Annotated in this window: 14 protein-coding genes; all 14 read left to right on the top strand. The window is 71.0% G+C overall.

Translation table 11 applies throughout. From position 1 onward, the window contains the following. Positions 1–6 precede the first annotated feature (6 nt). The 14 genes from pafA (at position 7) to OIE12_RS06435 (ending at position 14,080) form a co-directional block, all read left to right on the top strand. A complete protein-coding gene (gene pafA, locus OIE12_RS06500; protein ID WP_030381943.1) occupies positions 7–1,368 on the top strand; it encodes a Pup--protein ligase in 1,362 nt (453 codons plus the stop codon). 208 nt (positions 1,369–1,576) lie between these two features. Further along, entirely contained in the window at positions 1,577–2,587 is a 1,011-nt protein-coding gene (locus OIE12_RS06495) for an FKBP-type peptidyl-prolyl cis-trans isomerase (protein WP_329132649.1), read from the top strand. A gap of 78 nt (positions 2,588–2,665) precedes the next feature. Beyond that, positions 2,666–3,046 (top strand): FKBP-type peptidyl-prolyl cis-trans isomerase, encoded by a 381-nt coding sequence (locus OIE12_RS06490; RefSeq protein WP_329132647.1) that lies wholly within the window; start codon positions 2,666–2,668, stop codon positions 3,044–3,046. 213 nt (positions 3,047–3,259) lie between these two features. After that, entirely contained in the window at positions 3,260–4,270 is a 1,011-nt protein-coding gene (locus OIE12_RS06485) for a helix-turn-helix transcriptional regulator (RefSeq protein ID WP_329132645.1), read from the top strand. Between the two features lie 5 nt (positions 4,271–4,275). Further along, positions 4,276–5,361 (top strand): helix-turn-helix transcriptional regulator, encoded by a 1,086-nt coding sequence (locus OIE12_RS06480; RefSeq protein WP_329132643.1) that lies wholly within the window; start codon positions 4,276–4,278, stop codon positions 5,359–5,361. A gap of 50 nt (positions 5,362–5,411) precedes the next feature. Then, positions 5,412–5,717 (top strand): hypothetical protein, encoded by a 306-nt coding sequence (locus tag OIE12_RS06475; RefSeq protein ID WP_443053769.1) that lies wholly within the window; start codon positions 5,412–5,414, stop codon positions 5,715–5,717. 10 nt (positions 5,718–5,727) lie between these two features. Next, positions 5,728–5,913: a hypothetical protein gene (locus tag OIE12_RS06470; protein ID WP_329132640.1), complete on the top strand. Its 186-nt coding sequence runs from the start codon at positions 5,728–5,730 to the stop codon at positions 5,911–5,913. A 538-nt stretch (positions 5,914–6,451) separates the two neighbouring features. Then, entirely contained in the window at positions 6,452–6,739 is a 288-nt protein-coding gene (gene tatA, locus OIE12_RS06465; protein WP_329132638.1) for a Sec-independent protein translocase subunit TatA, read from the top strand. A gap of 48 nt (positions 6,740–6,787) precedes the next feature. Then, positions 6,788–7,738 (top strand): twin-arginine translocase subunit TatC, encoded by a 951-nt coding sequence (gene tatC / locus OIE12_RS06460; RefSeq protein ID WP_329132636.1) that lies wholly within the window; start codon positions 6,788–6,790, stop codon positions 7,736–7,738. 87 nt (positions 7,739–7,825) lie between these two features. After that, on the top strand, positions 7,826–10,687 hold the full coding sequence (locus tag OIE12_RS06455; RefSeq protein ID WP_329132634.1) for a DEAD/DEAH box helicase: 2,862 nt from the start codon (positions 7,826–7,828) through the stop codon (positions 10,685–10,687). Positions 10,688–11,045: 358 nt separating this feature from the next. Then, positions 11,046–12,644: an ATP-binding protein gene (locus OIE12_RS06450; protein ID WP_329132632.1), complete on the top strand. Its 1,599-nt coding sequence runs from the start codon at positions 11,046–11,048 to the stop codon at positions 12,642–12,644. Continuing rightward, positions 12,641–13,048 carry a roadblock/LC7 domain-containing protein gene (locus OIE12_RS06445; protein WP_006141728.1) on the top strand — a complete coding sequence of 136 codons (408 nt, stop codon included), beginning with the start codon at positions 12,641–12,643 and terminating at the stop codon, positions 13,046–13,048. The genes OIE12_RS06450 and OIE12_RS06445 overlap by 4 nt, the downstream gene beginning before the upstream one ends. Beyond that, positions 13,045–13,479: a DUF742 domain-containing protein gene (locus OIE12_RS06440; protein ID WP_329132630.1), complete on the top strand. Its 435-nt coding sequence runs from the start codon at positions 13,045–13,047 to the stop codon at positions 13,477–13,479. The genes OIE12_RS06445 and OIE12_RS06440 overlap by 4 nt, the downstream gene beginning before the upstream one ends. Next, complete coding sequence (locus tag OIE12_RS06435) at positions 13,460–14,080, top strand: GTP-binding protein (RefSeq protein ID WP_329132628.1); 621 nt, start codon at positions 13,460–13,462, stop codon at positions 14,078–14,080. Before OIE12_RS06440 ends, OIE12_RS06435 begins: the two co-directional genes overlap by 20 nt. Positions 14,081–14,101 lie beyond the last annotated feature (21 nt).

The following is a 14,101-nucleotide window of genomic DNA, read 5'->3' as shown; positions in this document are numbered from 1 at the left end:
TCAGTCATGGACCGCCGCATTTTCGGGCTGGAGAACGAGTACGGCGTCACGTGCACGTTCAGGGGACAGCGCCGTCTGTCGCCTGACGAGGTGGCGCGGTACCTCTTCCGCCGTGTCGTGTCATGGGGCCGCAGCAGCAATGTGTTTCTGCGGAACGGAGCCCGTCTGTATCTGGACGTCGGTTCCCACCCGGAATACGCGACACCCGAATGTGACAACGTGACCGAACTGGTCACTCACGACAAGGCCGGCGAGCGCATTCTCGAAGGGCTGCTGGTCGACGCCGAACGCCGCCTGCACGAGGAGGGAATCGCGGGCGACGTCTACCTCTTCAAGAACAACACCGACTCCGCCGGAAACTCCTACGGCTGCCACGAGAACTACCTGGTGGCCCGGCACGGGGAGTTCTCGCGGCTCGCGGACATCCTCATTCCGTTCCTCGTCACACGGCAGCTGCTGTGCGGCGCCGGCAAGGTGCTGCAGACCCCCAGGGGCGCGGTGTACTGCGTCAGCCAGCGTGCCGAGCACATCTGGGAGGGCGTCTCCTCGGCGACGACGCGGTCCCGGCCCATCATCAACACGCGTGACGAACCGCACGCGGACGCCGAGCGCTACCGCCGGCTGCACGTCATCGTGGGCGACTCGAACATGTCCGAGACGACGATGCTGCTCAAGGTCGGCGCCACCGACCTCGTCCTGCGCATGATCGAGGCGGGCACGGTGATGCGCGACCTCACCCTGGAGAACCCCATCCGGGCGATCCGCGAGGTCAGCCACGACATCACCGGCCGCCGCAAGGTGCGCCTGGCCAGCGGCCGCGAGGCCTCCGCCCTGGAGGTGCAGCGCGAGTACTACGAGAAGGCGCTCGACTTCTGCGAGCGCCGCGGCATCCGCACCGGCACCGTCGAACAGGTGCTGGAACTGTGGGGCCGCACCCTGGACGCCATCGAGTCCGAGGACCTGGACCGCATCGGCACCGAGATCGACTGGGTCATGAAGTACAAGCTCATCGAGCGGTACCGGGCCAAGCACAACATGACGATGTCGCACCCGCGGGTCGCCCAGATAGACCTCGCCTACCACGACATCCACCGCCGTCGTGGCCTGTACTACCTGCTGGAGAAGAAGGGTCAGGCCACCCGGATCGCCAACGACTTGAAGATCTTCGAAGGCAAGTCGGTTCCCCCGCAGACCACTCGGGCCCGACTGCGCGGCGACTTCATCCGGCGGGCCCAGGAACAGCGCCGCGACTTCACCGTCGACTGGGTGCACCTCAAGCTCAACGACCAGGCACAGCGCACGGTGTTGTGCAAGGACCCGTTCCGTTCGGTGGACGACCGGGTGGAGAAACTGATCGCCGGCATGTGAGAGCCGGCGAGTTCCGGCGGGGCCCGTCGAGTTCCGCCGGGTGAGAAAGGGCACTCCGGGACCCCGGTCCCGGAACGCCACACGGGCGTCGCACGTTAACCGTGCGGCGCCCTTCTCACGCCGTAGAGTTTGCGCGCACTTCCGTCCGTGGCACCCGGCCCCACCGCCGGTGAAGCCGTCGCAAGACCGATCGATTGAGGCACCCACAGTGCGCCGACGCTCCCTCCTTCTCGCCACCCTGCCCGCGGGGCTGGTCACGCTCGCCGGCTGCGGCGACGACTCGTCCGGCAGCAAGACCGGTGACAGCCCCTCGCCCTCCGCGTCGGCCACCTCCGCCGCGCCGCCGCCGAAGATCGTGGACGGACCGCTCCCGGCCATCACCGCGGGCAAGAAGTTCGGCGAGAAGCCCACCGTGGCCAAGGGCAGCGGCGACCCCTCCAAGAACCTCGCGGTCCGCACGGTCATCGCTGGCAGCGGCCGCACGGTCGCGGAGAACGACTTCGTCCAGGCCCACTACCTCGGCCAGATCTGGGACACCGCGAAGGTCTTCGACAACTCCTACGACCGCGGCACGCCCCTGCTCATCCAGCTCGCCCAGGGCGGCGTCATCGACGGCTGGCGGTACGGCCTGGCGGGGAAGAAGACCGGCAGCCGCGTCGAGATGGCCGTCCCGCCGACCTGGGGCTACGGCAGCGACGGCAACAGCCAGGCGGGCATCAAGGGCACCGACACGCTGGTCTTCGTCGTCGACATCCAGGAGACGTTCAACGCCAAGAGCTCCGTCAAGGGCGAGAAGGTCCCGCAGAACGACGCGGCCCTGCCCACGGTGGGCACCAACACGGACGGCAAGGAGCCCTCCGTGAAGGTCCCCGGGGGCGACCCGCCGAAGAAACTCGTCTCCGCGTACGTCCTGGAGGGCGACGGGGCGGCCGTCAAGAAGGACCAGACCGTGCTGGTCCAGATGGTGGGCCTGGTCTGGAAGGGCGGCAAGAAGTTCGAGTCGACGTACGAGCGCCAGTCGCTGAACCAGTTCTCGCTGGCCCAGATGGAACAGGTCCTCAAGGGAGTGACCCAGGGGCTGACCGGCAAGAAGGTCGGCAGCCGTGTGCTGCTCGTGGTCCCGCCCGACCTGGGGTACGGCGACACCCCGCCGGCCGGCGACGTCGTCAAGAAGGGCTCCACCCTGGTGTTCTCCGTGGACATCCTGGCGGCGATGTAGTCCCGCGGAAGATGAAAGACTGACCCCGTTGTCTGTTGTTCTGTTGTTTTGCCGTATCGACATGCAGGAGCTGGAGAAGTGAGCATCGACAAGCCCGAGATCGACTTCCCGGGCGGCGAGCCCCCGGCCGACCTCGACATCAAGGACCTGCGGGAGGGCGACGGCCCCGAGGCCAAGGCGGGTGACTTCGTCCAGGTCCACTACGTGGGCGTGGCGTTCTCCACCGGCGAGGAGTTCGACGCCTCCTACAACCGCGGCGCCCCGCTGGAGTTCCAGCTCGGCGTCGGCCAGGTCATCCAGGGCTGGGACAAGGGCGTGCAGGGCATGAAGGTGGGCGGCCGCCGCCAGCTGATCATCCCCGCGCACCTCGCGTACGGCGACCGCGGCGCCGGCCGGGCGATCCAGCCGGGCGAGACGCTGATCTTCGTCTGCGACCTGGTGGGCGTGAAGTCGCGCTGACGTGGCCGTGAGATCGCGCCGACGCGTCCGTGGGGTCGCGCCGACGTGGCCGTGACGTGACGCCGCGCGGATACCGCAGGGCCGCCCTCGCGGCCGTCCGCGCGCACCGAGGGCCCCCGCCCGCCCGGGCAGGGGCCCTCGGCTTTTGTCCCGCGACCAAGGAGCGGTACCGTCGTCGCGCAGAAGCACATAGGGGAAGGGCGTAGGGCGTCGATGGCCATTGCCAAGGCCGAGCGGCTGATGAACCTCGCGCTGTGTCTGCTCGGGACGCGGCGGCCGCTCAGCAAGCGCGAGCTGCGCGAATCCATCGAGGCCTACGTCGAGGCGTTCGGGCCGGGCAACGGCGCGGTCCTCGCCTCCGGCGCCCCCCACACGTCGGACGACTCGTTCAACCGCATGTTCGAGCGGGACAAGGACGACCTGCGCGAGCTGGGCCTGGTCATCGAGACCGTGGAGAACCTCGACGGCGAGGTCGGCTATCTGGCCCGCCGCGACAGCAACCGGCTGCCCCCGATCACGCTCGACGCCGAGGAGGCCGCCGCGCTCGGTCTGGCCGCCAAGGTGTGGCAGCAGGCCCGTCTCGCCGGCGCGGCCAGCGGCGCCCTGCAGAAGCTGCGCGCGGCCGGCCTCCCCGAGGACGTCGACCCCTACGGGGCGCACGGCGCGCTGGAGCCGCGCATCCCCGTGCACGAGGCCGCCTTCGAACCGCTGATGCTGGCCTGCCGCGACCGCCGCCCCGTGGTGTTCGACTACCGCAAGGCCTCCGCCGCCCGCCCCGAACCCCGCCAGGTCGAGCCCTGGGCACTGGAGTGCTGGCGCGGCCACTGGTACCTGGCCGGCTTCGACCGCGACCGGAGCGCCGAGCGGGTCTTCCGGCTCTCCCGGATCACCGGGCGGGTGCGCAGCAGGTCCGGGCGGTTCACCGCGCCCGTCCCCGACGTGGTGACCGTGCGCGAGACCGTCGCGGGCTGGGCCGGGGAGATCACCGACCGTTCCGCGCTGATCCGGCTCCGCTCCGGCGCCGGTTACCCCCTTCGGGCGAAGGCCACCGTGGTCCGGGAACTCGGGAACGGCTGGGACGAGTTGGAGATTCCGTACGGGCACGGCCTGGACGCCTGGCTGGTCGAGTTCGGGCCGGACGTGGTGGTCCTGGAGCCGGCCGAGCTGCGGGCCGACGTGGTGGCCCGGCTGCGTGCCGTGGCCGGGGTCCGAGGGGGGAGTTGAGGACAGTGGCAGGCAAGCCGGCCCGGCCGGTGAACGCGATCGACCAGACCCGGCGGATGCTGTCCCTGGTGACGTATCTGCGCGAGCGGCCGGGCGCCCGGATCGAGGACGTCGCCCGCGCCTTCGGGATCACCGAGGAGGAGCTCGTCTCCGACCTCGACGTGCTGCCCATGTGCGGCACCAGCTTCCGCGGCGGCGACCTGCTCGACATCGACACCGACGGCGACCGCATCTGGTGGCACAACCCCGCCGCGCTCGGCGCGGAGGCCGCCGAGCCGCTGCGGCTCGCCGCCGACGAGGCGACGGCGCTGCTGGTGGCCGCCCGGGCCGTCGCCACGCTGCCCGGGCTGCGCGAGAGCGACCGGCAGGCGCTGCTGCGCGCCACCGCCAAGGTGGAGACGGCCGCGGGCGAGGCCGCCGGCGCCAGCTCCCGCCTCTCGGTGACGTTCGAGTCCGAGGGCGGGGTCTTCGCCGACGTCGACCGGGCCATCTCCGAGCGGCGGCGGCTGTGGATCCGCTACTACTCGCCCGCGCGCGACGAGGTCACCGAACGCGAGATCGACCCGATCCGCCTGGTCAGCGTCGGCCACACCTACGTCGAGGCCTGGTGCCGCCGCTCCGAGGCGCGCCGCACCTTCCGGCTCGACCGGGTCGCCGAGATCCGCATCCTCGACGAGCCCTCCGCGCCGCCGGAGGTGGAGCTGCGGGATCTGTCCGAGGGCCTCGTGCAGCCCGCCGCCGAGGACCCCGAGGTCGTCGTCGAGGTCGGGCCGGGCGGGCGCTGGGTGGCCGAGTACTACCCGCACGACAGCGCCGATGAACTCGACGACGGAGGACTGCGTATCACTCTGCGCACGCCCGACCCGGCCTCCCTGCGGCGGCTCGCGCTGCGGCTGGGGCGGGACGGGCGGATCGTCGCGCCGGAGGAGCTCGCGGACAGTGCGCGCCGGGCGGCGCGGGCGGCGCTCGCGGCGTACGGCGACGCGGGCGAGCACGAAGGCGGAGCGCCGGGCGCGGAGGCGCACGGCGCGGTGCCCGCGGCGCACGGGGCCGGGGACGGACTGTACGACAGGCAGGAGCAGGGGCTTTGAGCACGTCGGCGGGGTCTGGTACGTCAGCTTGGGAGCCGGAGGCGGGGGGCGTGTCCGGAGCCGCCGGGCACGTGCCGGTCGCCGGAGCGGCGGAGGTGTCCGTGCGGACGGCGTTCGCGGGGATGCGGAGAGTGGCCGACGTGGTGTTCCGGGCCGGGTGCCCGGACTGCCGGTCCCGGTTCGAGCTGGGGGCGGGGGCGTTGCGGCTGGCGATCGGGGCGAGTGACCGGACGACGTTCTACTCCTTCACGTGTCCGGAGTGCGGGGCGGCGGTGCGGAAGCCGGCGGGGGAGCGGATTGTGGAGCTGTTGACGGGGGGTGGGGTGCGGACGTTGCGGCTGCACTCCACGCTTTAGGGTTCTCGGCATGTTCTGGGCGATGGTTGCGGTGGCTCTGGGGTTCGCGGGGCTTGTGGTGCTCGGGGTGTTCGCCGTGCGGGTGTTTGTGGAGGCGGGGCGGTTGGGGCGGGAGGTGGCTGTCGCGGCGGAGCGGATCGGGCGGGCGGCGGACGACCTCGAGAGGGTGGCCGGGCGGGTGGCCGAGCGACTGTGACGGGGGGGGGGGCGCCCGGGAGGGTTTTCGCCCCCGCCGCCCCTACCCTTCCCGTCCTTTCAAGGGGCTCCGCCCCTTGGACCCCGTTGGGTGCGTTGTCGGGTGCGGGTGGGTGGGTGCTTCTCGCGCAGTTCCCCGCGCCCCTTACAGGGGCACGGTGAGTGCTCGCGCACACCGCGGCGGGGCCGCGCAGACGACACAGTCCCGCGCCCCTTACAGGGGCACGGTGAGTGCTCGCGCCCCCGCGGCGGGGCCGCGCAGACGACACAGTCCCGCGCCCCTTCCAGGACGCCCCACGCTGTGAGTTCGGCAAGAGAATGCTGAGCGTTCGGCTTGGCCTGTCGTGTGTGTGGCATCGGCAGGTACTCTGGCCTGCGGCCCGAGAAACGAGGCGCGGGCCGAATCGGGAGTACGCACAGGGATTGCCTCGCGTTCACCCCTGGGCGTTACGATCGCTGCGGACGACGGTCGGACACCTGTCCGAACAGCCGGACGTCAGCACCGCACCCAGCCCGCCTCGGTGAGAAGGTAAAGACTTATGTTCGGAAGGCTCGGCGCTCCCGAGATCATTCTCATCCTCGTCGTCATCATCCTGCTGTTCGGCGCGAAGAAGCTTCCGGACATGGCGCGCTCCCTCGGCAAGTCCGCGCGCATCCTCAAGAGCGAGGCCAAGGCGATGAAGGACGACGGCAAGACGTCGACCGCCGCCCCGGCCGGCCCGCCCAACCCCGAGGACGCCGCCGCGCAGCGCACCATCCAGGCCGCCCCCGGTGACGTGACCAGCTCCCGCCCGGTCACCGAGCCGTCGGACACGACCAAGCGCTGACGCACGGCCGGGACGCCCCCGGCCTGCCGCACGAGATGAGGACGTGGGTTGCCCAAGCCTGCCCGCAAGAAGGAGAAGGATCCCGAGGGGCGGATGCCCCTCGCGGATCACCTGCGTGAGCTCCGCAACCGGCTCGCGAAGGCACTGCTGGCCATCGTCGTCGTGACGGTCGTCGCCGCCTTCTTCTACAACGACATCATCAACTTCCTGACCGACCCGATCCTCGACTCGGTCGGCTGCAGGCAGACCTTCGAGGAGCTGGCCAAGTCCGAGGACTCCGTCAAGTGCGCCCGGATCACGATGAACGGCCTCCTCGCCCCGTTCACCCTCGCGCTCCAGGTCTCCCTGACCGCCGGCATCGTCGCGGCGTCGCCGGTCTGGCTCTACCAGCTGTGGGCCTTCGTCGCGCCGGGACTGCACCGGCACGAGCGCAAGTACGCCTACGCCTTCGTCTTCACCGGCGCCCCCCTCTTCTTCGGCGGCGCCTTCTTCGCGTACAAGGTGCTGCCCACCACGGCGAAGGTGCTGCTCCAGTTCACGCCGAGCGGGGACGTCAACAACTTCCTGCCGCTGGACGACCTGCTGCAGCTCGTCACGCGCATGGTGGTCGTCTTCGGCCTCTCCTTCGAGCTGCCGCTGCTGCTGGTCATGCTCAACCTCACCGGGGTCATCACCGGCAAGCGGATGCTCGGCTGGTGGCGGGCCATGATCATGGGCATCACGGTCTTCGCGGCCGTCGCCACCCCCAGCACCGACCCGCTGAGCATGCTCGCCCTGGCCGGACCGATCTGGGTCCTGTACTTCGGCGCCGTGGCCTTCTCGCTGCTCAACGACCGGCGCAAGCGCCGCCGCGAGCTGTCCGGCCCCGCCGACGACGAGGCCTCCGAGCTGGATCTGACACCGGAGTCCATCGACGAGGTCGAGCCGGTCACGGCCGGCCGTGCGCTGCCCGAGCAGGCGAGCACGGAGCGGGTCAACGGCTACGACGACGTGACGTGAGCGCCGGCCGAACGCTGCCGCCAACCAGAGTGGGCCCCACCGGGACAACGGTGGGGCCCGCCGTCGTTCGCGCAGGTCGGAGCGGGTATGGCGAGAAAGATCGTCCCGTTGTCGGTGGGGCCCGGTACGCTCGAAAGTACGATGACAGAGGATCTCTCTCCGGCCGAGCGGTACGCGGCAGCCCGTAAGCGTGCTGCCGAGCAGGCCACCGCACTCGCGTCCTTCCGCGAGATGTACGACTTCGGCCTCGACCCCTTCCAGATCGAGGCCTGCCGGGCGCTCGAGGCGGGCAAGGGCGTGCTCGTGGCCGCGCCCACCGGATCGGGCAAGACGATCGTCGGCGAGTTCGCCGTCCACCTCGCCCTGGAGCAGGGCCGCAAGTGCTTCTACACGACGCCCATCAAGGCGCTGTCGAACCAGAAGTACGCCGACCTCTGCCGCCGCTACGGCAGCGGCAAGGTCGGTCTGCTCACGGGCGACAACAGCGTCAACTCCGACGCCCCGGTGGTCGTGATGACCACCGAGGTGCTGCGGAACATGCTGTACGCGGGCTCCCAGACGCTCACGGGGCTCGGATACGTGGTCATGGACGAGGTGCACTACCTCTCCGACCGCTTCCGCGGCGCCGTCTGGGAAGAGGTGATCATCCACCTGCCCGAGTCGGTGACGCTGGTCTCCCTGTCGGCGACGGTCTCCAACGCCGAGGAGTTCGGCGACTGGCTGGACACCGTGCGCGGCGACACCGAGGTCATCGTCTCCGAGCACCGGCCCGTGCCGCTCTTCCAGCATGTGCTGGCCGGGCGCCGGATGTACGACCTCTTCGAGGAGGGCGAGGGCCACAAGAAGGCCGTCAACCCGGACCTGACGAGGCTCGCCCGCACGGAGGCCGCCCGCCCGCTCTACCGCGACCGCAGACGCGGCCGCGCGATGCGCGAGGCCGACCGCGAGCGGGACCGCCGCAGCCGCTCCCGGGTGTGGACCCCGGGCCGCCCCGAGGTGATCGAACGGCTCGACGCCGAGGGTCTGCTGCCCGCCATCACCTTCATCTTCAGCCGCGCCGGCTGCGAGTCCGCCGTCCAGCAGTGCCTGTACGCCGGGCTCCGGCTCAACGACGACGACGCGCGCGAGGAGGTGCGCGCCCTGGTGGAGGAGCGCACCGCCTCCATCCCGCGCGAGGACCTGCACGTCCTCGGCTACTACGAGTGGCTGGAGGGCCTGGAGCGCGGTATCGCCGCCCACCACGCGGGCATGCTGCCGACCTTCAAGGAGGTCGTCGAGGAACTGTTCGTACGGGGACTGGTCAAGGCCGTCTTCGCCACCGAGACCCTCGCGCTCGGCATCAACATGCCCGCCCGCTCGGTGGTCCTGGAGAAGCTCGTCAAGTGGAACGGTGAGCAGCACGCCGACATCACCCCCGGCGAGTACACCCAGCTCACCGGCCGGGCCGGCCGCCGCGGCATCGACGTCGAGGGCCACGCGGTCGTGCTCTGGCAGCGCGGCATGAGCCCCGACCACCTCGCCGGCCTCGCCGGGACCCGCACCTATCCGCTGCGCTCCAGCTTCCGGCCGTCGTACAACATGGCGGTCAACCTGGTCGAACAGTTCGGCCGGCACCGCTCGCGCGAACTGCTGGAGACCTCGTTCGCGCAGTTCCAGGCGGACAAGTCGGTCGTCGGCATCTCCCGCCAGGTGCAGCGCAACGAGGAGGGGCTCGACGGCTACAAGGAGTCGATGACCTGCCACCTCGGCGACTTCGAGGAGTACGCGCGGCTGCGCCGCGAACTCAAGGACCGTGAGACGGAGCTGGCCCGGCAGGGCGCGGCCCAGCGGCGCGCCGAGGCCGCCGTCGCCCTGGAGAAGCTCCGCCCCGGCGACGTGATCCACGTGCCCACCGGCAAGTACGCGGGCCTCGCCCTCGTGCTCGACCCCGGGCTGCCGGCCGGGCGCGCGGGGGGCCACCGCGGCATGGAGTACCACGACGGTCCCCGCCCGCTGGTCCTCACCGCCGAACGCCAGGTCAAGCGGCTCGCCTCGATCGACTTCCCGGTCCCGGTGGAGCCGCTGGAGCGGATGCGCATCCCCAAGTCGTTCAACGCGCGCTCCCCGCAGTCCCGCCGCGACCTCGCCTCCGCGCTGCGCACCAAGGCCGGGCACATCCCCGCCGAACGGCACCGCAAGCAGCGCTCCCAGGCGGCCGACGACCGGGAGATCGCCCGGCTGCGCACCGCCCTGCGCGCCCACCCCTGCCACGGCTGCAACGACCGTGAGGACCACGCCCGCTGGGCCGAGCGCTACTACCGGCTGCTGCGCGACACCTCGCAGCTGGAGCGCCGTATCGAGGGCCGCACCAACACCATCGCGCGCACCTTCGACCGGATCGTGGCGCTGCTGACCGAGCTGGACTACCTGCGCGGCAACGAGGTCACCGAGCACGGCCGGCGGCTGGCCCGGCTCTACGGCGAGCTGGACCTGCTCGCCAGCGAGTGTCTGCGCGCCGGCGTCTGGGAGGGCCTCGGCCCCGCCGAACTCGCCGCCTGCGTCTCGGCGCTGGTGTACGAGTCCCGCGCCGGGGACGACGCGATGGCGCCGAAGCTGCCGTCGGGGAAGGCCAAGGCGGCGCTCGGCGAGATGGTGCGCATCTGGGGCCGGCTCGACGCGCTGGAGGAGGAGTTCCGGATCAGCCAGACCGAGGGCGTCGGCCAGCGCGAGCCCGACCTCGGCTTCGCCTGGGCCGCCCACATGTGGGCCTCCGGCAAGGGGCTCGACGAGGTGCTGCGCGAGGTCGAGATGCCGGCCGGCGACTTCGTCCGCTGGTGCAAGCAGGTCATCGACGTCCTGGGCCAGATCCAGGCCGCCGCGGTGCCCGAGGGCTCCACGGTCCCGAAGAACGCCCGCAAGGCGGTCGAGGGGCTGCTGCGGGGCGTGGTGGCGTACTCGTCGGTGGGCTGACCGCACGGAGACCCCGAGCCGCCGCGCACCCTGGTGAACCACCGGGGGCGCGGCGGTTCTGCATGTCCCCGCCCGCGCATTCGCATGCCCGTTCACCGCTACTCAAGGTGTTCGAACGTACGCGCAGCGTGTAAATCAGCCGAGCGTACTCCTGTGAAAGGGGTGATTTCAGGTGGTCGCTGAATATGACACAGCGATGATCCGGTCGGACTAAGCTCGCCCGCGACGCACCGAGTTGAGGTATTCGTGCGTTTGTTCCCGAAATATGCCCAGAAGGGGCTTTGTTCCAGAGGGCTACCCACTTACGTCAGCACCACACCCCCCCGACTCCCCGTCGAATTCGTCTCAAAGGGCTTACATGGTGAGTGTTCAATCGCCCCACGGTGGCCGTGAACTTCCCTACGCACGCGTGCTCCTGCTGCCGGCCATAGTGATGGCCGCGGTGACCGGGGCCGCCGTCGCCGTGGTGACGGAGCCGGCCCGGGCCGCCGTCGGCTGGTGCGGCGGCGTCGCCACGCTCCTGGTCACCGCCGTCGCGGCCGAGGCCGTGCGCCGCGGCCGCGCGTCCGGGGCACTGCGCGCCGAACTGGCCCGGCAGAGCGCCCGCCTGGACGAGTGCGTCGCCTCCCAGGACGCCCAGTTCCACCGCCTGGGCCACGAGATCGTGCCCGAGACCCTCGACCGCATGCGGGCCGGGTTCTCACCCGATGAGGTGATCCGCGAGGTCGTCGACACCCATCCCGAATGGCGTGGACTCCCCGACTCCCAGCGCATGCTGGTCCGCCAGGTGCTCAAGGTGATCGACCGCGAGGACACGCTGCGCGACTCCCTGCAGCGCTCCTTCGTCAACATCGCCCGCCGCGTCCAGGCGATCATCCACCAACAGGCCAAGGAAGTGCGGGAGATGGAGGAGGACCACGGCCGCAACCCCGAGGTCTTCGACGACCTGCTCCGCATCGACCACGGCAACGCGCTGATCAGCCGGCTCGCCGACTCCATCGCCGTCCTCGGCGGCAGCCGCCCCGGTCGCCAGTGGCCCCTGCCGGTACCGCTCTACAGCGTGCTGCGCGGCGGGCTCTCCCGCATCCTGGAGTACCGCCGCATCGAGCTGCACTCCGTCGCCAAGGTCAACATCCGCGGCATCTCCGTCGAGCCGATCCTGCACGCCGTCGCCGAACTCCTCGACAACGCCACCCGCTACTCGCCCCCGCACACCAAGGTGCACGTCACCGCGCACGAGGTGCAGTCCGGGATCGCCGTCGAGATCGAGGACTCCGGCACCGGCCTCAACGGCGAGGGGCGCGCGCGGATCGAGCGGATCATCGAGGAGGCCAAGCGCGCCGAGGACCTCCAGGGCCTCGCCGACAGCCCCCAGCTCGGTCTCGCCGTCATCGGCCGGCTCTGCACGGCGTTCCACATGCAGGTCTCGCTGCGGCAGTCCGCCTACGGCGGCGTCCGCGCCGTCCTCGTCCTGCCGCACGTCATGGTCACCGACGAGCCCGCCTACGGCGTCGCCCACGGGGTCGGCGCGCAGTCCCGCTCCACGCTGGACAACGGCGGCGTCAGGGTCGGCTCGCGCCTCGAGAAGAACCGCAAGCCCACCACCGGCCCCCGCATCCCCGGCGAGGACGACTTCGACGAGGACATGCCCGTCGTCACCGAGTGGACGGCCAACGGCCTGCCGCAGCGCCGCAGCCGGATCAGCATTCCGCTGGACGAGCACATCCTCAACACCTACGCGGCGGCCGAACGGGCCGAGAAGGAACGCGCCGAGAAGGAGGCGCGGGCCGCGGCCGCCCGGGCCGCCGCGGCCGCCCCGGAGAAGGAGGAGCCGCCGCCCGGCATGTGGGTCGAGGCCTTCATGGAGGGCCTCAAGGCAGACCCGGACCCGAACGCATTCACCCGGAAAGACGAACCGGCCGACGCCGAGGCCGGCAACGAGGGGGACCTCAAGTGATCTCGCAGCGCGCCAACTTCGACTGGATGCTGAAGGACCTCGCCGACGGCGTGCCCGGCGTCCAGCAGATCGTGGTCCTCTCCGCCGACGGTCTGCGCATCGCCCGCCACGGCGGCGACCCCGACACCGCCGACCGCGTCGCCGCCGCCTGCGCCGGACTCCAGAGCCTGGCCGGCGCCGTGGCCGGGGAGATCCACGTCAGCGACGGCCGGATGCGCATGGTCATCATCGAGGTCGACGGCGGCTACTTCTACCTCATGGCGGCCGGCGCCAACGCCTATCTCGCCGTCCTCTCCGACATGCGGACCGAGCCCGGCATGATGAGCACCCGCATGCGCGACCTCGTGCTGCGCATCGGCTCCCATCTGACCAGTCCGCCCCGGCGCGACGGGCAGACCGTATGACTCCTCCGCAACGCCGAAGGCGCACACCCCTGGAGCCGCCCCCCGAGCCCGCCCCGGCCGCCCCGCCCGCCGAGGCGGAGGGCGCCGAGGGGGAGCCGGGGGCTCCCAACCCCGAGCGGCTGTACTCCCTCACGGGCGCGGCCGCCGGGGGCGAGCGGGCCTCGATCGACCTCGTCACCCTCATCGTGGCCGCCGAGGACCCGCCCCCGACCCTCACACCGGAGCAGGCCTCCCTGCTCCGGCTGTGCACGGCCCCCCTGTCCGTGGCCGAGATCTCGGCCTATCTGAGTCTGCCGTTCAGCGTGGTGACCGTCCTGCTCACCGAGCTGATGACGGCGGACCTGGTCCAGGCACGCGCGCCGATCGTCCGGCAGATCGTGCCCGACCGATCCCTCCTCGAAGCGGTGATGCATGGACTTCAAAAGCTCTGACACCGTCCCCGGCCCACGGGTCGAGGACCACCTGCCGCACACCACCCAGGCCGCCGTGAAGATCGTGATCGTCGGCGGCTTCGGGGTCGGCAAGACCACCATGGTCGGGTCCGTCAGCGAGATCAAACCGCTGACCACCGAGGAGACCATGACCCAGGCGGGCATCGGCGTCGACGACAACTTCGGCTCCGACAGCAAGACGGCCACCACCGTCGCCATGGACTTCGGCCGCATCGGCATCACCGAGCAACTCGTGCTCTACCTGTTCGGCACCCCCGGCCAGGAACGGTTCTGGTTCCTGTGGAACGGCCTGTTCGAGGGCGCGCTCGGCGCCGTCGTCCTCATCGACACCCGCCGCCTGGAGGTCAGCTTCGACGTGATGGGGCGGCTGGAGGAACGCGGCGTGCCCTTCGTGGTCGCCGTCAACTCCTTCCCCGACGCGCCCCGTTACCCCGTACCCGAACTCCGTGCGGCACTCGACCTGGCCGAATGGGTGCCCATCATCGAGTGCGACGTACGGCGCCGGGCCTCCAGCCGGGACGTGCTGATGACCCTCATGCACTTCCTGCACACCCTGGCCACCCGGCGGGCCCCCGTCTGACCGCCCGCCCCAGAATCCCCT

The sequence above is a fragment of the Streptomyces sp. NBC_00670 genome (assembly GCF_036226765.1).
In the GTDB taxonomy this organism is placed as follows: domain Bacteria; phylum Actinomycetota; class Actinomycetes; order Streptomycetales; family Streptomycetaceae; genus Streptomyces.
This window is presented reverse-complemented; position numbering and strand designations above follow the sequence as displayed.